Annotated in this window: 19 protein-coding genes; 14 read left to right on the top strand and 5 right to left on the bottom strand. The window is 59.3% G+C overall.

All coding sequences use genetic code 11. The features are described from left to right. The first annotated feature begins 168 nt into the window (after positions 1-168). The gene (locus tag PG879_RS00355) at positions 169-759 is read left to right on the top strand and encodes a tetratricopeptide repeat protein (protein ID WP_210600337.1); all 591 of its coding nucleotides are present in this window, start codon (positions 169-171) and stop codon (positions 757-759) included. An 82-nt stretch (positions 760-841) separates the two neighbouring features. Here the strand turns inward: PG879_RS00355 and hmpA are convergent, their stop codons facing one another. Further along, the gene (gene hmpA / locus PG879_RS00350) at positions 842-2,035 is read right to left on the bottom strand and encodes an NO-inducible flavohemoprotein (protein ID WP_210600299.1); all 1,194 of its coding nucleotides are present in this window, start codon (positions 2,033-2,035) and stop codon (positions 842-844) included. A gap of 111 nt (positions 2,036-2,146) precedes the next feature. Here hmpA and PG879_RS00345 point away from each other — a divergent pair, with 111 nt between their 5' ends. Beyond that, entirely contained in the window at positions 2,147-2,614 is a 468-nt protein-coding gene (locus PG879_RS00345; protein WP_039039978.1) for an Rrf2 family transcriptional regulator, read from the top strand. Between the two features lie 30 nt (positions 2,615-2,644). On the opposite strand, the gene PG879_RS00340 is transcribed toward PG879_RS00345, so the two are convergent. Together PG879_RS00340 and PG879_RS00335 are read right to left on the bottom strand one after the other, a co-directional pair. Further along, positions 2,645-3,925: an HlyC/CorC family transporter gene (locus PG879_RS00340; protein WP_010673081.1), complete on the bottom strand. Its 1,281-nt coding sequence runs from the start codon at positions 3,923-3,925 to the stop codon at positions 2,645-2,647. 39 nt (positions 3,926-3,964) lie between these two features. After that, on the bottom strand, positions 3,965-4,756 hold the full coding sequence (locus PG879_RS00335) for a cytochrome C assembly family protein (RefSeq protein WP_039040017.1): 792 nt from the start codon (positions 4,754-4,756) through the stop codon (positions 3,965-3,967). 285 nt (positions 4,757-5,041) lie between these two features. Between PG879_RS00335 and ffh the strand changes: the two genes are divergently transcribed. The 5 genes from ffh to rplS all read left to right on the top strand — a co-directional run bounded on the left by ffh (position 5,042) and on the right by rplS (position 8,559). Continuing rightward, positions 5,042-6,421 carry a signal recognition particle protein gene (gene ffh / locus PG879_RS00330; protein ID WP_010673083.1) on the top strand — a complete coding sequence of 460 codons (1,380 nt, stop codon included), beginning with the start codon at positions 5,042-5,044 and terminating at the stop codon, positions 6,419-6,421. A gap of 179 nt (positions 6,422-6,600) precedes the next feature. Continuing rightward, positions 6,601-6,849, top strand: a complete 249-nt coding sequence (gene rpsP / locus PG879_RS00325; protein ID WP_010673084.1) for a 30S ribosomal protein S16 — start codon at positions 6,601-6,603, stop codon at positions 6,847-6,849. Between the two features lie 24 nt (positions 6,850-6,873). Then, entirely contained in the window at positions 6,874-7,395 is a 522-nt protein-coding gene (gene rimM / locus PG879_RS00320) for a ribosome maturation factor RimM (protein WP_039039979.1), read from the top strand. A 34-nt stretch (positions 7,396-7,429) separates the two neighbouring features. After that, the gene (gene trmD, locus PG879_RS00315) at positions 7,430-8,179 is read left to right on the top strand and encodes a tRNA (guanosine(37)-N1)-methyltransferase TrmD (protein WP_010673086.1); all 750 of its coding nucleotides are present in this window, start codon (positions 7,430-7,432) and stop codon (positions 8,177-8,179) included. Between the two features lie 32 nt (positions 8,180-8,211). Further along, on the top strand, positions 8,212-8,559 hold the full coding sequence (gene rplS, locus PG879_RS00310; protein WP_005313505.1) for a 50S ribosomal protein L19: 348 nt from the start codon (positions 8,212-8,214) through the stop codon (positions 8,557-8,559). 103 nt (positions 8,560-8,662) lie between these two features. On the opposite strand, the gene PG879_RS00305 is transcribed toward rplS, so the two are convergent. Both PG879_RS00305 and mutH read right to left on the bottom strand, forming a co-directional pair. Continuing rightward, positions 8,663-8,992 carry an isoamylase early set domain-containing protein gene (locus tag PG879_RS00305; protein WP_210549495.1) on the bottom strand — a complete coding sequence of 110 codons (330 nt, stop codon included), beginning with the start codon at positions 8,990-8,992 and terminating at the stop codon, positions 8,663-8,665. Between the two features lie 83 nt (positions 8,993-9,075). Further along, complete coding sequence (gene mutH, locus PG879_RS00300; protein WP_210600300.1) at positions 9,076-9,750, bottom strand: DNA mismatch repair endonuclease MutH; 675 nt, start codon at positions 9,748-9,750, stop codon at positions 9,076-9,078. A 732-nt stretch (positions 9,751-10,482) separates the two neighbouring features. Here mutH and rppH point away from each other — a divergent pair. The 7 genes from rppH (at position 10,483) to nhaR (ending at position 17,771) form a co-directional block, all read left to right on the top strand. Further along, a complete protein-coding gene (gene rppH / locus PG879_RS00295) occupies positions 10,483-11,010 on the top strand; it encodes an RNA pyrophosphohydrolase (protein WP_082035008.1) in 528 nt (175 codons plus the stop codon). Between the two features lie 13 nt (positions 11,011-11,023). Beyond that, a complete protein-coding gene (gene ptsP, locus PG879_RS00290) occupies positions 11,024-13,303 on the top strand; it encodes a phosphoenolpyruvate--protein phosphotransferase (RefSeq protein WP_210600302.1) in 2,280 nt (759 codons plus the stop codon). A gap of 66 nt (positions 13,304-13,369) precedes the next feature. Continuing rightward, positions 13,370-14,194 carry a prolipoprotein diacylglyceryl transferase gene (gene lgt / locus PG879_RS00285; protein WP_042079291.1) on the top strand — a complete coding sequence of 275 codons (825 nt, stop codon included), beginning with the start codon at positions 13,370-13,372 and terminating at the stop codon, positions 14,192-14,194. Next, positions 14,194-14,988, top strand: coding sequence for a thymidylate synthase (gene thyA, locus PG879_RS00280; protein ID WP_103857966.1), 795 nt, complete (start codon positions 14,194-14,196; stop codon positions 14,986-14,988). Before lgt ends, thyA begins: the two co-directional genes overlap by 1 nt. A 272-nt stretch (positions 14,989-15,260) precedes the next feature. Then, positions 15,261-16,451 carry a Na+/H+ antiporter NhaA gene (nhaA, locus tag PG879_RS00275; protein ID WP_103859174.1) on the top strand — a complete coding sequence of 397 codons (1,191 nt, stop codon included), beginning with the start codon at positions 15,261-15,263 and terminating at the stop codon, positions 16,449-16,451. After that, the gene (locus PG879_RS00270; RefSeq protein WP_042079288.1) at positions 16,448-16,852 is read left to right on the top strand and encodes a hypothetical protein; all 405 of its coding nucleotides are present in this window, start codon (positions 16,448-16,450) and stop codon (positions 16,850-16,852) included. The genes nhaA and PG879_RS00270 overlap by 4 nt, the downstream gene beginning before the upstream one ends. Then, a complete protein-coding gene (gene nhaR, locus PG879_RS00265; protein ID WP_103859172.1) occupies positions 16,839-17,771 on the top strand; it encodes a transcriptional activator NhaR in 933 nt (310 codons plus the stop codon). The genes PG879_RS00270 and nhaR overlap by 14 nt, the downstream gene beginning before the upstream one ends. Positions 17,772-17,808 lie beyond the last annotated feature (37 nt).

The following is a 17,808-nucleotide window of genomic DNA, read 5'->3' as shown; positions in this document are numbered from 1 at the left end:
GCGCCGCCATCCGCGGCGTCTGCATCCTTGTCACCGGCCTCATCATCGGCCCAGCCAGCCCTGACGCCAGCCTCTTCTGTCGCCACGCCATCCCTCCCTGTGTCAGCAGTTCCAGCCCAGGCGCCATCCGCATCCGCACCTGTACCGTCCGCACCGGCAGCTGCGCCGCTGCCCAGGGCGACGACGCAGGCACCCGCTGCTGCGGGAGAGTTGCAGGCCGTGCCGCTCTATCGCCAGGACGAACTGCTCAACTGGATAGAGCAGGGGCGCCATCTGGCCCGGGTGAAGCAGGACAGGTGCCAGCTCACCCAGGATATCGAGGCGCGGGCCTCGGTGATGAAGATCCCTGCCTATCAGTTCCTCTGGGGAGACATGCTGGCCTGGGGAGTTTGCACCAAGCCGGACGCCCAGATCGGGGTGCAGTACATGTGGGAGGCCGCCAACCAGGGGCTGGCGCCGGCGCTGGAACAGCTTGGCCGCTATTACTGGAAGGGGATCCTGGTCCAGAAGGATCTGGTGCGGGCCGAGACCCTGATGCGGGAAGCCGCGAGCCTCGGCTTCTTGCGGGCACAGATGGAGTGGGTGGAGATGTTGCTGCAGGGCATGGGGAGTCCCCTGGATTATGAGGAGGCGTATCACTGGCTGCACGGCGCCGTCATCGGCGACAAGGCCATGCACCAGAAGGCGGCGAGCCTGCTCAGCCGGCTCGGCAACCGGATGCCCGCCAATGCCATCGCCCGTGCCAAGGCGATGCACTGAGTGCTGGTAGCCCGCTTTGATATTACAAGGCCCACGAAGCTGTGCTTGTGGGCCTTGTGCATTTTCCCGGTCAGGGGAGAGATCAGAGGTCCTGATGGGGGCCGAAGACCTCGTAGTGCATCCGCTCGGCAGGCACGCCCACATTCTCCAACTGAGCTTTGACTGCCTTCATGAACGGGACAGGGCCGCAGAAATAGTAGTGGGCGTCGGCCGGAATGAGGTCGGTGACCTGCTCCAGTGCCAGAGTGCCGCTGAAGTCGTAATCCTCTCCTTTGACATCCTGCTCCCCCGGCTCCCGATACCAGACCCGGCTCTCCAGTTTCCCGTGGTGCCTGCTCTTTGCCCGGATCTCGTCCCTGAACGCGTGGTGGGCGCCGTGTTCGCAGGCATGAAGCCAGCGAATATCCATATCCGGGCCCTCGGCCAGCAAGTGGTTGAGCATGCTCAGCATGGGGGTGAGGCCGACCCCGGCGGAGATCAGCACCACGGGCGTGTCTGTCACCTCTTGCAGGAAGAAGTCGCCGGCCGGCGGCATGATGTCGACCGTGTCACCGATGTGAAGATGATCATGCAACAGGTTGGAGGCCTGACCCCTGAGTTCGCGCTTGACGCTGATGCGGTAGTCGCGGCCATTGGGGGCGTCCGAGAGGGAGTACTGGCGGATCTCCTGATGCTCGAGGGCGGGATGAACCAGCTTGATACTGAGATATTGCCCCGGTTTGAAACGCAACACGGGGTTGCCATCGAGGGGGGCCAGGACGAAAGAGGTGATGAGTTCACTCTCCTGACGCTTCTCCTTGATGATGAAAGGGCGGGTTCCCTGCCAACCACCGTCCTGGCTTGCCTTTTCCCGATAGAGCTCGCTCTCCCGGCCGATAAAGATGTCGGCCAGCACACCGTACGCCTTGCCCCAGGCGGTAAGGACCTCCTCCGTGACAGCGTTGCCACCCATTTCTTTGAGCGTGGCCAAGAGATGACTACCCACAATGTGATATTGTTCCGGCTGGATCAGGAAACCCGTGTGTTTGTGGGCGATGCGTTCAACGGCTCCGGCCAGGGCCCCCAGATTGTCGATGTTCCTGGCATAGGCCGCCACCGCACTGAACAGTGCCAAGGGTTGTCCCCCGCTACGCTGGTGAGCCAGGTTGAAGACATCCTTCAACTCGGGATTGTGGCTGAACATGCGCTGATAAAAGTGCCGTGTGAGGTCAGGGCCCGCCGATTCGAGCAAAGGAATGGTGCTCTTGATGACGGCGATGGTGGCTTGGTCTAACATAGGAGGTCCTTTCTAATTGAACATCTGGAATGTCACTTATTAAGTTGCATCCTAAATGTTTAATTGATCTGGATCAATCATCAATTCTTCGCGCTAGGCGCTACAGGCACTATGAGACTAACGAGCTATACCGATTTTGGATTGAGAGCCCTGCTCTATCTGGCCACCCTGCCGGAGGGGGAACTGTCGAGCGTGGCCAAGGTATCCGCCTTGTACGACGTATCCCGCAACCACATGGTGAAGGTGGTGAACCAGTTGGTGAAACTGGGCTATCTGCAGTCACAACGCGGCAAGAATGGTGGCATCCGCATGGCGCGCTCCCCCGACGAGATCAATATCGGGCAAGTGATCCGGGCATTGGAAGGCAATCTGGACGGGATCGACTGCAGCTCCCCGGTCTGCCATATCGTCTCCGTCTGTCTGCTCAAGAGTGCCTTGAAGGAGGCGATGAACGCCTTCCTCGCGGTGATGGATGGCTATACGCTGCAGGATTTGCTGGCAAACCGTGACGAGTTGCAGCAGGTGTTCGGTGAGCTCATCCCCACTCTGGTGCTGGAGCCGGATGACGAGAGCGAGTGAAACAAAAAGGCTGCCATCGGCAGCCTTTTTTCAATCCTCGTACCCTGAATCGTCCCGGTACAGGTGCGGCATGATCCTCGCCATCTTCACCATGTTGTTCTCCACTTCGAGAATCTCGATAGGGTAGCCCGCCAGCCTGACACTGATGTTGGGTTGGGGGATCTCCTCAAGGTACTCCAGGATGGCGCCATTGAGGGTCCGTGGGCCGTCCATGGGCAGGTGCCAGTCCATCTCCTTGTTCAGCTCGCGGATGCTGGCGGAGCCTTCAACCAGGAAGGAGCCGTCCGGCTGGGGATGGATCTCGTCACTCGGGGTCGGTGTCATGGAGGTGGTGAAGTCACCGACAATCTCTTCCAGGATGTCGTCCAGGGTGATCAGCCCCTGAATATCGCCATATTCGTCGACGATAAGGCCAATTCGCTCCTTGTTGCGCTGGAACTTGGCCAACTGCACGTTGAGGGGGGTCCCCTGGGGGATGAAATAGATGGGGTCGACTTCCCGCAGCAGGCTGGACTTGCTGAACTGATCCCGGGCGACCAGTCTCAGGGCGTCCCGTGAGTGCAGGAAGCCGACGACGTCATCGATGTTGTCGCGATAGAGCAGGATCTTGGTGTGGGCGCAGTGGGCCAGCTGGCGCAGTATGATCTTCCAGTCGTCATTGATGTCGATGGCGGAGATCTCGCTGCGCGGGACCATGATGTTCTCCACCGTCATCTTGTCGAGATCCAGAATGCTTATCAGCATCTCCTGGTGGTGCTTGGGAATGAGATTGCCCGCCTCGTTGACGATGGTGCGCAGCTCTTCGGAATTGAGGGAATCATCCTTGTTGTGCTCGAGACGCAAGAGTTTCAGCAGCAGGTTCGTGATGCTGTTGATGAGCCAGACAAGGGGGGCGAACGGCACCATCAGCCCCTTGAGGATCCAGGAGGCAGGGTAGGCTATCCGCTCGGGGAACATGGCCGCCAGTGTCTTGGGGGTGACTTCCCCGAATACCAGTACCACCAGGGTCAGCCCGAAGGTGGCAATGGCGACGCCGAGATCCCCGAAAAGCCGGATGCAGACGATGGTCGCGATGGCGGAGGCCAGGATGTTGACCAGATTGTTGCCGATGAGAATGAGGCCAAGCAGGCGGTCCGGCCTGGCCAGCAGCTTCTCGACCCGGCGGGCAGCCTTGTGCTTGGTCTGGGCCAGATGCCGCAGCTTGTAGCGGTTGAGCGACATCAGACCGGTTTCGGAACTGGAGAAGAAGGCTGACAAAAGGATCAAGATAACGAGAACAATCAGCAATGTACTCGTTGAGATACTGTCCAAGAAGGGCTCCTGTAAGGATGGTTGGGGAATGTTCGTGTGTCAGCTAAGCAGCACTTCCTTGACGAAACGGCTGCCAAAATAGGCCAGTGTCAGGATGAAGCTGCCGATGAGGCTCAGCATGATGACCTTGCGGCCGCGCCAGCCACGGGTATGGTGACCCCAGAGCAGCAGAGCGTAGACGCACCAGGCCAGGATAGAGAGGATGGCCTTGTGGGACTTGCCCTGGGCAAACATGTCTTCCAGGAAGAACAGGCCGGATGCGATGGAGAGGGTCAGCAGCAGCAGACCTGCGGAAATGAGCTGAAACAGGCGCTTCTCCACCGTCATCAGGGGTGGCATGGCTGGCAGGTGGCTGATCTTTCTGGATTTCAGTTGTCTGTCCAGGCAGGCAAGCTGGAGGGCAAACAAGCAGGCGATCATCAGTACCGAATAGGCCATCAGCGCGAGGCCTATGTGCAGCAGCAACTGGGGGTGCGCTTCCAGATGGGTGATGTAGCGGCCGGGAATGAGCGCGCTGGCCGCCAGCAGCAGGGCTGAAAAACTGTAGACGACGGGCAGCAGGATCCAGCCGTTGAAGCGTCGGGTGACGCAGGTCATGAAGCAACTGATGATAAGGCTGACCAGGGACGCCACGTTCAACATGCTGAGATTCTGGCCGGAATGGGTGGCCAGCACTTCGCTGCCCACCGCCATGCCATGGGCGGTCAGGGCCAGGCCGACACAGGCGAACAGCGACACTTGCCCGACGGGCTTGGCGCTGAGCAGCAGGTGCAGTGAGGCGATGATGGCCAGCAGGTAAAACGCCAGGGCCAGAACAGAGATCACGATCATAACCAGGTCGTTGTCAAACAAGCTTTATGGATAAGAGGGGCAGTATACCTTGCACAAGATATGCTCGCCAGTTGTGCCAGAGGCTAACTGCCCACATATAAGTAGGCGTTGATGGTCACCGTGCGGCGAATAATCGTCCTCCGGCGTTGACTGGGGTATACTGCCCTCCATTTGTTGACCTGCCCGTTCGATGGCAGGCCGCCGCGGCAAGCGGCGAGTAATCGTCCCTAGAGTGCTGACCGGGGTATAATGCCCCCAGTGTCACGCCAAGAACCGGAAAGCGTCATGTTTGAGAATTTGACTGAACGACTCTCGCGCACCCTGCGCAATGTCAGCGGCCGCGGCCGCCTGACCGAAGAGAACATCAAGGATACCCTGCGCGAAGTCCGCATGGCGTTGCTCGAGGCGGACGTCGCCCTGCCGGTGGTGCGCGATTTCGTGGCGCGCGTCAAGGAACGTGCCGTGGGCCAGGAAGTGGCCAAATCCCTGAGTCCGGGCCAGGCCTTCATCAAGATCGTCCATGGCGAACTGGTCACCGTGATGGGGGAGGCCAACGAACAGCTCAACCTGGCTGCCCAGCCGCCGGCCATCATCCTGATGGCAGGTCTTCAGGGGGCCGGTAAGACCACTACGGTCGGCAAATTGGCCAAACTGCTCAAGGAGCGCAGCAAGAAGAAGGTGCTGGTGGTCAGTGCGGACGTCTACCGTCCGGCGGCGATCAAGCAGCTTGAGACCCTTGCGGGCGACATCGGTGTCGACTTCTTCCCGAGTGATGCCAGCCAGAAACCGATCGCCATTGCCACTGCCGCCATCGATCAGGCGCGCAAGAAGTTCTATGACGTGGTGATCGTCGATACTGCCGGTCGTCTGCACGTCGATGGCGAAATGATGGCGGAGATCCAGGATCTGCACGCCACCATCAAGCCGGTCGAAACCCTGTTCGTGGTGGATGCCATGACAGGCCAGGATGCCGCCAATACCGCCAAGGCCTTCAACGAGGCGCTGCCGCTCACCGGTGTGATCCTTACCAAGGCAGACGGTGATGCCCGCGGTGGTGCCGCACTGTCGGTGCGTCACATCACCGGCAAACCGGTCAAGTTCATCGGTATGGGCGAGAAGACCGACGCGCTGGAGCCGTTCCATCCGGATCGTCTCGCCTCCCGCATCCTCGGCATGGGGGATGTGCTCTCTCTCATCGAAGAGGTGGAGCGCAACGTCGATAAAGAGAAGGCGGCCAAGCTGGCCAGCAAGGTCAAGAGTGGCAAGGGCTTCGATCTGGAAGACTTCCGTGAGCAGCTGGCCCAGATGCGCAACATGGGTGGCATGATGGGGATGCTCGACAAGCTGCCCGGCATGTCCGGCCTGCCGGACAACATCAAGGATCAGATGGATGACAAGCTCACCGTGCGGATGGAGGCCATCATCAGCTCCATGACGCCGAAAGAGCGTGCCCATCCCGATCTCATCAAGGGCTCCCGCAAGCGCCGCATCGCTGCGGGCTCCGGCATGCAGGTCCAGGACGTGAACAAGCTGCTCAAGCAGTTCACCGAGATGCAGCGCATGATGAAGAAGATGTCCGGCAAGGGCGGCATGCGCAAGATGATGGGCCAGATGAAGAACATGCTGCCCCCCGGATTCGGTGGTGGCGGTCGCGGTCCGTTCTGATTTTCCTGTTGGTCAGGCAGAAAGGCTCACCTTGGTGAGCCTTTTTCATGCCAATCCCTGCGCAAAAAATAGCTGGCTTGGTTGCAATTATTACGAATCCAAGTAGAATTACGCGGCTTATTTTAAGCTAGGGTCTGCGTATTTGCAGGCCTTGTTCATTAGATGTTTATGAGGACGATATGGTAACCATTCGTTTACAACGTGGTGGCGCGAAAAAGCGTCCGTTCTACCAGGTAGTAGTTGCTGACAGCCGTAACGCCCGTGACGGTCGTTTCATCGAGCGCGTCGGTTTCTTCAACCCGGTTGCTGCTGGTAACGCTGAAAAGCTGAACCTGGACCTGGCTCGTATCGAGCATTGGGTTGCTACTGGTGCCGCTGTTTCTGACCGCGTTGCCAAGCTGATCAAAGACGCTGCCAAAGCTGCTTAATCAGCCAAACGGTAGGGAGTTAAGGTGGAAAAACCTGTAGTTCTGGGCACCCTGGGGACCGTTTACGGGATCAAGGGCTGGCTTAAAGTGAACTCCTTCACCGATGTTGCCGAAGCGATTTTCGATTACAACCCCTGGCTGATCAATCAGAACGGGGCGTGGCGTGAAATCCGGGTGTCATCCTGGAAGCGTCACAACAAGGGTCTGATCTGCAAACTCGATGGTATCGATGTGCGTGAGGATGCCCTGGCATTGACCAACGTCGAGATTGGCGTCCCCGCCGATCTGTTGCCTGCGTTGCCCGAAGGGGAGTTCTACTGGCGTGACCTCATTGGTTGCACCGTGGTAACCACCAAGGGATACGACCTGGGCAAGGTGACCGAATTGATGGAAACCGGCTCCAACGATGTGTTGGTGGTTGAGGCCAATGTAAAAGATGCCTTTGGTGCAAAGGAGCGGTTGATACCGTTCCTGGAAGAGCAGGTGATCAAGAATATTGATCTGACTGCTCGAACAATCGAAGTTGATTGGGATCCTGGTTTCTAGTTTCCCGCGCTAACACGGGTGCCGGAGGTTTCTTATGTGGATTGGGGTCATTAGCCTCTTCCCGGAAATGTTCCGAGCCATTACCGAGCACGGGGTAACGGGTCGGGCCGTCAAGAGTGGCCTGCTGCAGATTGAGTGCTGGAACCCTCGGGACTTCACCCACGACAAACACCGTACGGTCGATGATCGTCCTTATGGTGGTGGGCCCGGCATGTTGATGATGGTTCAGCCGCTGCGTGATGCCATTCATGCAGCCAAGCAAGCGGCGGGAGACGGGGCGAAAGTCATCTATCTCTCTCCTCAGGGACGCAAGCTGACTCAAGCGGGCGTGACCGAGTTGGCGACGAATCAGAAACTGATTCTGGTCGCCGGTCGATACGAAGGTATCGATGAGCGCGTGATACAAACCGAAGTCGACGAAGAGTGGTCTATCGGGGATTACGTGTTAAGTGGTGGCGAGTTGCCTGCCATGACCCTGATCGATGCGGTTTCGCGTCTGGTCCCGGGGGTCTTGGGTGATCAGGCCAGTGCCGAGCAGGACTCCTTCACGGATGGGCTGCTGGATCATCCCCACTATACTCGGCCGGAGGTGTTGGATGGGCTGACGGTGCCCGAGGCGCTGACAAGCGGCAATCACGAAGTGATTCGGCGCTGGCGACTCAAGCAATCGCTCGGACGAACCTGGCAGAGAAGGCCGGAACTTATTAACAACCTAGCTCTGACTGACGAGCAAGAATCACTTCTTGCCGAGTATGTCCGCGAAGTGCGTGACAGCGTTAAGTAGAGTTTTCAGTTTATCCTAGGTAAGGAAAGACAATGAGCAAGATTATTCAGCAGCTTGAACAAGAGCAACTGCGTACCGACATCCCGGCTTTTGCCCAGGGCGACACCGTACGTGTTCAAGTTCGTGTTAAAGAAGGTGGTAAAGAGCGTCTGCAGGCTTTCGAAGGCATCGTGATTGCCAAGCGTAACCGCGGTCTGCACTCTGCTTTCACCGTTCGCAAGATCTCCAACGGCGAAGGTGTTGAGCGCGTATTCCAGACTCACTCTCCGCTGATCCACAGTGTAGAACTGAAGCGTCGTGGTGATGTTCGCCGCGCCAAACTGTACTACCTGCGCAACCTGTCCGGCAAAGCTGCTCGTATCAAAGAGAAGCTCAACTAATTCGATTCGAATTGGTGTCGGTATGTCGGCGAAAAGCTCGACAGGTAGTGAAAAGGCTCGCCAATGGCGAGCCTTTTTTGTATCCGCTTTCGGGTGTTCCAGCTCAACCTGGCTGGCTGACCCGCACCACAGAGTTGTCCCTTCCGAAGGGGCCGGGCACATAGTCATCCGCTTCCCAATCGTTGTCGTAGAGGGTCTCCCCGTTCGGTTGCACCAGCTGATAGCAGTATTCGAAATGGCTGGGACCATCGGTGGGCAGGTTGAGTGTCGCCTTGAACTCCCCGCTCTTCATTCTTTTCAGTTCTATGGGCTGCCACTGGCTGAATTCACCCAGCAGCAGTACCTGTTCGGCCTCGCCTGCGGCCTCCTTTTCCACGGCGAAGGTCACCTTGACCTCGGGACGCGATTTCAGAAATTGCTTGTTGATCGGCATGTTGACTCCTTGTCACTGGCTGCGAAGAAAGTAGTGCTGGTTATTTTTATATCACTTTATGACAAGGATGTTGATAAACAGGATCAAAGGGGGAGGGCAAAATGGCGCTGTAGGAGTTGATGGGTGAACTCGATCTTGAGGTAGAAGCCCCGTGGTAGCGTCATGATGGGTTGGCCATTGCGGCCGATGGCGCGGGTCAGCGCCTTGCTGTTGGCCGCCTTGGGGCGCAGCTGCAATACCTGGCCGTGGCGGGCGCTGATCTGCTCGACTTCCCCCAGCACTATCATGTCCATCAGCTCTTCCCAGTCCTGGCGCAGCAGCTGTTCTTCCTCCTCGCTCGGACTCCACAGCAGGGGCATGCCGACGCGGCGCTCGCCGACCGGGATCTCGCGGCTCCCTTCCACCGGGATCCAGAGGACCCGTGACAGCTTGTTGCGCACGTTCGACTCTTCCCAGCGCTGGCCGCTGACCCCGATGAGGGGGGCCACGCAGACAAAGGTGGTTTCCAGCGGGCGCCCTTGAGGATCGACGGGGATCGTCTTGAGCTCGATACCGAGATCCGGAAAATCCTGCTCGGGACGGCTACCTGCACTGGCCCCCAGCTGCCACTCGATCAACTGCCCTGTCCAGCCCTTGTCACGCCTGAGATCCCGCGGTACGGGGATGCCCGCCGTTGCGGCAAGCTGGGCCAGAGTGAAGCCCGCCATGGTGTAGGCTCGACTGAGCAGCTCTTGTTCTGACTGGGGATTGGCGGGCATGAGGGCTCCTGTGAGTGAGAACGGCCTTGGCAAGGTGGATCCTTGCCAAGGATCGTCGATTTTGTAACCGATCCCTGTCCAGCTATGCACAGAGGGGGGGAGATCGTTGATTTATGTATATCGCAATGATTTTAAAGGAATTTGGCTTTTTTCTCCAGCCTGGTAAAGGGGGAGATCTCCGCCCGACTGAGTTGTCCAAGGGTTTGGGTTGGCTGTTTCACATACTTATCCACAGAAATCTTGGATAACTGGGAGAAAGTGGTGATACGGAGCTCGTCATAAGAAATAAATGTGAGAGCACGCCAATTTTTCTCGCCATTTCGGTGCAGATAGTGCGCCATATCTGTGGATAAATCAGCCTTGGTGGATCTTTGAGCAGTCGAACTTGTTCACAATTGACATGGAGGATCCTTGGGGGCGAAACGCATGGATCCAGATCCAGTAATCAAAGTCTAAGTTTATGTATTTAAATGCATATTCTGTTATTTGATGAATCGGTTATGATATGACTCCGTGAGAGGGTGCAGTATCAAACTACTGTATATACCTGCTTGATCACAGGTTTATGCACAGTCTGGGTGGGCAACTTGCCCGGCTTGTGCTCCTGGTTTGTTTATAACTTTGCTTGAAATAGCAAGTTATTCATGAATGGAAGATGACAGTCCCTGTTTGCCGCCACGGAGTGAATGTGGAACAATCCCTTTATAGATTCAGCCTTTATAAGGTGATCACGTGATAGATGGTGACGGATTTCGTCCCAATGTCGGCATCGTGATCTGTAACCGTGACGGACAAGTATTGTGGGCTAAGCGCTATGGGCAGCACTCCTGGCAGTTTCCGCAGGGGGGGGTTGATGATGGTGAATCGCCGGAACAGGCCATGTATCGTGAGCTGTATGAGGAGATAGGCCTCAAGCCGGACGATGTGACCATACTGGCGACCAGTCGCAACTGGCTGAAGTATCGTTTACCCAAGCGTCTTGTCCGTTGGGACAGTTCACCGGTCTGTATTGGCCAGAAGCAGAAATGGTTTTTGTTGCAGCTCGATCCCGGCAAAGAGTCCAGGATCCAGTTTGGCTGTCATGGTCACCCGGAATTTGATGATTGGCGTTGGGTCAGCTTCTGGTACCCGGTTCGCCAGGTCGTCTCCTTCAAGCGGGAAGTTTACCGCCGGGTGATGAAGGAGTTTGCCCCGCTGGCGATGCCAGTCCCCGTGGTGCAGGCTAATCGAAAGGATGGGCGGCGCAACCGCTCGCGCTAAGGAGCATGACTAGTTGCTGACGGAACTCAGACGCATCGTGGAGAGCATGGCCGAGGCCAATACCCTCGAACAGGCCCTGCAAGCATTGGTAAGCCAGACCAGGCTCGCCATGACGGTGGACTGCTGCTCCGTCTATGTCGCCGAGCCCGAGATGCGGCGCTACCGGCTGGCGGCCACCGATGGTCTTGCCGAGTCGGCCGTGGGCAAGGCCACCCTGCCATTCGAGCAGGGCATCGTCGGTCTGGTGGGTCAGCGTGAAGAGCTGATCAACCTGGCCGATGCGCCCGCACACCCCAGTTTCAAGTTCCTGCCCGATGTGGCCGAGGAGGCGTTCCGCTCCTTCCTCGGTGCACCCATCATGCACCAGCGCCAGGTGGTGGGCATTCTGGTGGTACAGCAGAAGGAGAGCCGCTTCTTCGATGAGGGGGAAGAGTCCTTCATGGTCACGCTGGCGGCGCAGCTCGCTGCCCGTATCGCCCATGCCCAGGCCAAGGGGTGGTTGCAGAAGACGGACTGGAGCAAGCCGCTGCGCGGCATCGCCGGGGCCAGCGGCATCGCCATCGCCAAGGCCTGGGTGTGGCGTCCGCGCAAGGCGCTCAACACCATCACCCCGCGCAAGGACGAGGATCATGCCAAGCAGCTGGCCCGTCTCGAGCTGGCGGTGGAGGAGGTGCGCCACGATCTTGAGAGCCTGGCCCTGCGCTTTCGCGAGAGTTACAGCCAGGACTCGGTCGCCATCTTCGACATCTATCTGCACCTGCTTAACGATCCCGGCTACATCAAGCCCATCCGCAACAAGGTCAGCAAGGAACACTGGACGGCGATCTCGGCGGTCAAACTCATCAGCGATCGGCTGATAGAGCAGTTCAAGGGGATGAAGGATCCCTATCTGCGGGAGCGCTCCACCGATGTGAAAGACATCGCCCAGCGGCTCATCAGCCGGCTGGTGCAGGACGAACCCGAGCAGCTCACCATCGGCGAACCCGTGGTGCTGGTCGCCGATGAAGTAACGGCCACCATCCTTGCGGAGATCCCGCGGGAATTCCTGAGCGGCGTGGTGTCGCTCAAGGGGGGGACCAACTCCCACGCCGCCATCCTGGCCCGTGCCATGGGGGTGGCTGCCATCATGGGGGTGGATCTGCCCCTCGGCGACATCGGCGGGCGCACCCTGGTCATCGATGGCTACAGCGGCGATCTCTTCATCGAACCCAACCAGGTGATCCTGACCGAGTACCGACAACTGCTGAGCGAGGAGCGGGCGCTGGATACCCTAGTGCGAAGCGTCGACAACCAGCCCTCCGAGACCGCCGACGGCACGCCTGTCTCTCTGCTGCTCAATGCCGGCCTCAGCGCCGATACCGAGATCTCCCTCAACCATCTGGCGGACGGCGTCGGACTCTATCGCACCGAGATCCCCTTCATGCTGCAGGACAGCTTCCCCTCGGAGTGGGAGCAGACGGCGCGCTATCGCGGGATCCTGGAGACCTACCGGGACAGGCCGGTCTGCATGCGCACCCTGGACGTGGGAGGGGACAAGCAACTGCCCTACTTCCCCATCGTGGAGGAAAATCCCTTCCTTGGCTGGCGGGGGATCCGGCTCACCCTGGATCACCCCGAGCTCTTCCTGGTTCAGCTCAAGGCCATGCTGCGGGCCAGCGAAGGGCTGGACAATCTGGCCATCATGCTGCCGATGATCAGCAGCGTCAGTGAGATCAAGGCCTCCCGCCGGTTGCTGGATCAGGCCTGGCGCGAGGTGTCGGAGGAGGCGGCGAGCCGCGATGCGGTGATCCGCTACCCCAGTCTCGGAGTGATGATAGAAGTCCCCTCCGCGCTGTACATCCTGCCGGAGATGGCGCCGCTCATCGACTTCTGGTCGGTGGGCAGCAACGACCTGACCCAGTACCTGCTGGCGGTGGATCGCAACAATGCCCGTGTCGCCAGCATCTACGACGCCTTCCACCCCGCGGTGATCCGCGCCCTGCAGCTGCTGGTCGATGCCTCTCAGCGCTACCACAAGCCGGTCTCGGTCTGTGGCGAGCTGGCCGGCGATCCGGTCGGCGTGCTGCTGCTGCTGGCCATGGGCTATCGCCGCTTCAGCATGAATACCCACAATATTTCGCGCATCAAGTACGTGCTGCGTCAATCCGACCTCGGGGAGCTGAAGACGCTGCTGGCCGATGGCCTCAAGCACGACAATCCCCACGTGCTGCGCGGCCTGTTTGCCCGCTACCTGGAAGAACACGGGCTGGGCGGCTTGCTGCGGGCGGGCCACAAGGTCAGGCTGCCAGATTGATATTCAGTCTTGTTCCTGCTGGCGAATGATCGGAGAATGCGGCTTTTCCTATGACTGGGGCCGCTTATGCAGCACGACGGATATTGGATTTTCTCGCAGATTGATCCCGTAGCATTCAGTTTGGGACCACTATCGGTTCGCTGGTATGGTCTCATGTACCTGTTCGGCTTCGCCTTCGCCATGTGGCTGGCGGGCCGTCGCGCCGATGCGCCGAACAGCGGCTGGACCCGCAACGAGGTCTCCGACCTGCTGTTCTACGGCTTCCTCGGGGTCATTCTCGGTGGCCGCATCGGCTACGTGCTGTTCTACAATTTCGATCTCTTCCTCGCCGACCCGACCTACCTGTTCAAGATCTGGACCGGGGGCATGTCGTTCCACGGTGGTCTCATCGGGGTCATCACCGCCATGATCTGGTTTGCCCACAAGACCCAGCGCCACTTCTTCACCGTGGCCGACTTCGTGGCGCCGCTCATCCCCTTTGGCCTCGGCGTCGGTCGCATCGGCAACTTCATGAATGGCGAGCTGTGGGGGCGGGTCACCGATGTGCCCTGGGCCATCATCTTCCCGGAGGCGGGCCCCGAGCCGCGCCATCCGTCCCAGCTCTACCAGTTCGCCCTGGAAGGGGTGGTGCTCTTCATCATCCTGAACCTGTTCTGGCGCAAGCATCCACCCCGCGGCGCCATCTCAGGCCTGTTCCTGCTGTTCTACGGCCTGTTCCGCTTCCTGGTGGAGTTCGTCCGTCAGCCGGACAGCCAGCTGGGCCTCTACTTCAACGAGATCAGCATGGGCCAGATCCTCTCCACCCCGATGATAGTGGCGGGGGCGCTCATGGTCTGGGCCGCCTATAAACAGCCCCGTCTGTTCGGCAATGCGCCCAAGGAGGCCAAGTAATGCGTGCCTATCTCGACCTGATGCAGAAGATCCTGGACGAGGGGACAGTCAAATCCGATCGTACCGGGACCGGGACCGTTTCCCTGTTTGGTCATCAGATGCGCTTCAATCTGGCGGAAGGCTTCCCGCTGGTGACCACCAAGAAGTGTCACCTGCGCTCCATCATTCACGAGCTGCTCTGGTTCCTCGACGGCGATACCAATATCGCCTACCTCAAAGAGAACGGCGTCAGCATCTGGGACGAGTGGGCCGACGAGAACGGCGATCTGGGCCCGGTCTACGGCGCCCAGTGGCGCTCCTGGCCGACCGCCGACGGGGCTGTCATCGACCAGATCCAGAAGGCGGTGGACGACATCAGGCAAAACCCGGATTCTCGCCGCATCATCGTCTCCGCCTGGAACGTGGGCGAGCTGGACAAGATGGCGCTCGCTCCCTGCCACGCCTTCTTCCAGTTCTATGTGGCGGACGGCAAGCTCTCCTGCCAGCTCTACCAGCGCAGTTGCGATGTCTTCCTCGGCCTGCCGTTCAACATCGCGAGCTACGCCCTGCTGACCCACATGATGGCCCAGCAGTGTGACCTCGAGGTGGGGGACTTCGTCTGGACCGGGGGCGACGTGCATCTCTATGCCAACCACATGGAGCAGACGGCGCTGCAGCTCAGCCGTGAGCCGCGGCCCTTGCCGCAGCTGGTGATCAAGCGCAAGCCGGACTCCATCTTCGACTACAGGTTCGAGGACTTCGAGATCCAGGGCTATGATCCCCATCCCGGCATCAAGGCCCCCGTTGCCATCTGAGGGGCCCCTTGCCCCCCGGAGACGGACAGTGAAGACGGTTCGACACTCCTGTTCCATTGGCGCCTGCGGGCGCCTTTTTCATGCCTCATGTGAATTGTTATGCATTTTTTGGCGTGAGGAACTGGGGGGAAGGGGAGGGGAAGACGGTGCTTATAGCAGACACAATCCATTTTGCCTTCGGTTTTTTCGTTGTTACTGGCTGTTAGAAACGATTTTTCATTGAACTACTCGACCCCTAGACTGAAAAGATGCAATTTTACGGGTAGTTAGACATGAGCGATGTATTCAAGCGTTTTCTCAAACTGGAGTCCGCTTCCGGAATAATTCTGATCCTGGCCGCCTTGTTGGCCATGGGCCTGGCGAACTCGGCCCTGGCGCAGCACTATCAGAGCTTCCTCAATACCGAGGTGCAGGTTCGCATCGCGGCTCTCGACATCAACAAGCCGCTGCTGCTCTGGATCAACGACGGCTTCATGGCGATCTTCTTCCTGCTGGTCGGCCTCGAAGTGAAGCGCGAGATGCTGGAGGGGGCGCTCTCCTCCCGGGTGCAGGCCACCTTCCCGGCCATTGCCGCCGTGGGCGGCATGCTGGCCCCCGCGCTCATCTACAGCCTCTTCAACTACGGGGACGAGGCCACCCGGGCTGGCTGGGCCATCCCGGCCGCGACCGACATCGCCTTCGCCCTCGGGGTGATGGCATTGCTGGGCAAGCGGGTACCGACCAGCCTCAAGGTCTTCCTGCTGGCCTTGGCCATCATGGATGACCTGGGGGTCATCATCATCATCGCCTTGTTCTATACCCAGCAGTTGTCGCTGACCGCGCTGGCGATAGGTGTGGTGGCCACCTTGACCCTGCTGTGGATGAACCGCCGTGGTGAGGACAGAATTGGCCTCTACATGCTGGTGGGGCTGGTGCTCTGGGTCGCGGTGCTCAAGTCCGGCGTCCACGCGACGTTGGCCGGTGTGGTGGTGGGCTTTATGATCCCGCTGAACGGCAAGCGCTATGCGTCACCGCTCAAGCATCTGGAGCATGTGCTGCACCCCTGGAGCGCCTTCCTGATCCTGCCACTGTTCGCCTTTGCGAATGCGGGGGTCTCTCTGGAGGGGATCTATCTCTCGGCCCTGCTCAACCCGCTTCCCATGGGCATCATACTGGGCCTCTTCGTCGGCAAGCCGCTCGGGATCTTCACCATCAGCTGGCTGGCGGTGAAAACCGGTGTCGCCCAGCTGCCGCAAGGAGTGAACTTCAGACAAATCTTTGCCGTCAGCATCCTGTGTGGCATCGGCTTCACCATGTCGATGTTCATCGCGTCGCTGGCGTTCGAGCATGGCGGACTGGACTACGGCAGCTACTCGCGCCTCGGGATCCTGGCGGGGTCCACCCTGGCGGCCGTGACCGGTTATATCGCCCTGCGGATGGCGCTGCCCAATCGGGAGGCGAATCAAAGCACGGAGGGGTTATGAAACGACTCGGATGGTTAGTCATGCTGGCGAGTCCTGTGGTCTGGGGAAACGGGCTGGCCGATTGCCAGCAGGATGCGGCCTCGGCCGGTTGTTCGGCCTATCTCAACGGGGTGGTCGACAGCGCCCTGATGCTGGGGGACAAGCAGGCCAAGGCCCGGTTTGGCGAGACCTTCGCCGAGCGGGCCCTGAGCAGCCGGGCCGGCGAGCGGGTCAAGCAGTCCAACAAGCGCTACTGCTCCGAGCGGATGCCGGATCCCGTTCGCCTCAAGGCCCATCTGCAGGCGCAGTTCGACGCGAACAAGGTTGACTCGATCAGCGACATGTATGACATTCTGGCGGTTGAACTCAGCTGCTATCGGAGCCCGCCTGGCGCGGGAACCCCATCGGATGTCACACCTTAATTACAATCACCTCTACTATTTTTGGATGACGCAGAAGAAGGGCTCCGTCACGCAGGCGGCGGAAGCCCTCTTCCTGACCCCCCAGACCGTCACCGGCCAGATAAAGCTGCTCGAGCAGCGCCTCGGTGGTAAGTTGTTGATCAGAAAAGGGAGATCTCTCGAAGCCACCGAGCTTGGCCAGCTGGTGTTCCGCTATGCCGACAAGATGTTCAGCCTCTCCTACGAGATGCTGGATATCGTCAACTACCGCAAGGAGAGCCAGGTCCTGTTCGACGTCGGCATCGCCGATGCGCTCTCCAAGCGCCTCGCCAGCCGGGTACTGCTCTCCGTCATCCCGAACGACGGCTCCATCCACCTGCGTTGCTTCGAGTCGACCCACGAGTTGTTGCTGGAGCAGTTGAGCGAGCACAAGCTCGACATGATCCTCTCCGACTGCCCGGTGGACTCCAGCCAGCATGCCGGGCTGCTCTCCAAGCGGCTCGGAGGCTGTGGCGTCAGCTTCTTCTGCAAGGCGCCGCTGCCCGAAAAACCCTTTCCCGCCTGTCTGGAGGAGCGCAAGCTGCTCATTCCCGGTCGCCGTACCGCCATGGGTCGCCAGTTGACCCAATGGTTCGAGCAACAGGGCATCTCTCCCAGCATCCTGGGGGAGTTCGACGATGCGGCCCTGATGAAGGCGTTCGGCTTCTTCAATCAGGGCATCTTCATGGCACCGACCATCTACCGGGAGGAGATTCTGGAGGGGGAGGAGGTGATGCTGCTAGGTGAAACCCAGGATCTGATGGAGGAGTACTACGTCATCTTCGCCGAGCGGATGATCCAGCATCCGGCGGTGAAACGGGTGTGCGAGAGTGAATTCTCCTTCCTCTTTGCCGGGCAGGAGGATTTCACCGCCATTCAACCGGCGAGCCTGTCTTTTTAAATCGTCGAGGTCGGGGTTATGATGGCTGTCTTGCAGG

Origin of the sequence: Aeromonas sp. QDB63, from assembly GCF_027707425.1 — a bacterium.
Taxonomy (GTDB): Bacteria; Pseudomonadota; Gammaproteobacteria; order Enterobacterales; family Aeromonadaceae; genus Aeromonas; species Aeromonas caviae.
Note: the sequence above shows the minus strand (reverse complement) of the source record. Positions and strands in the feature narration are given on the sequence as shown.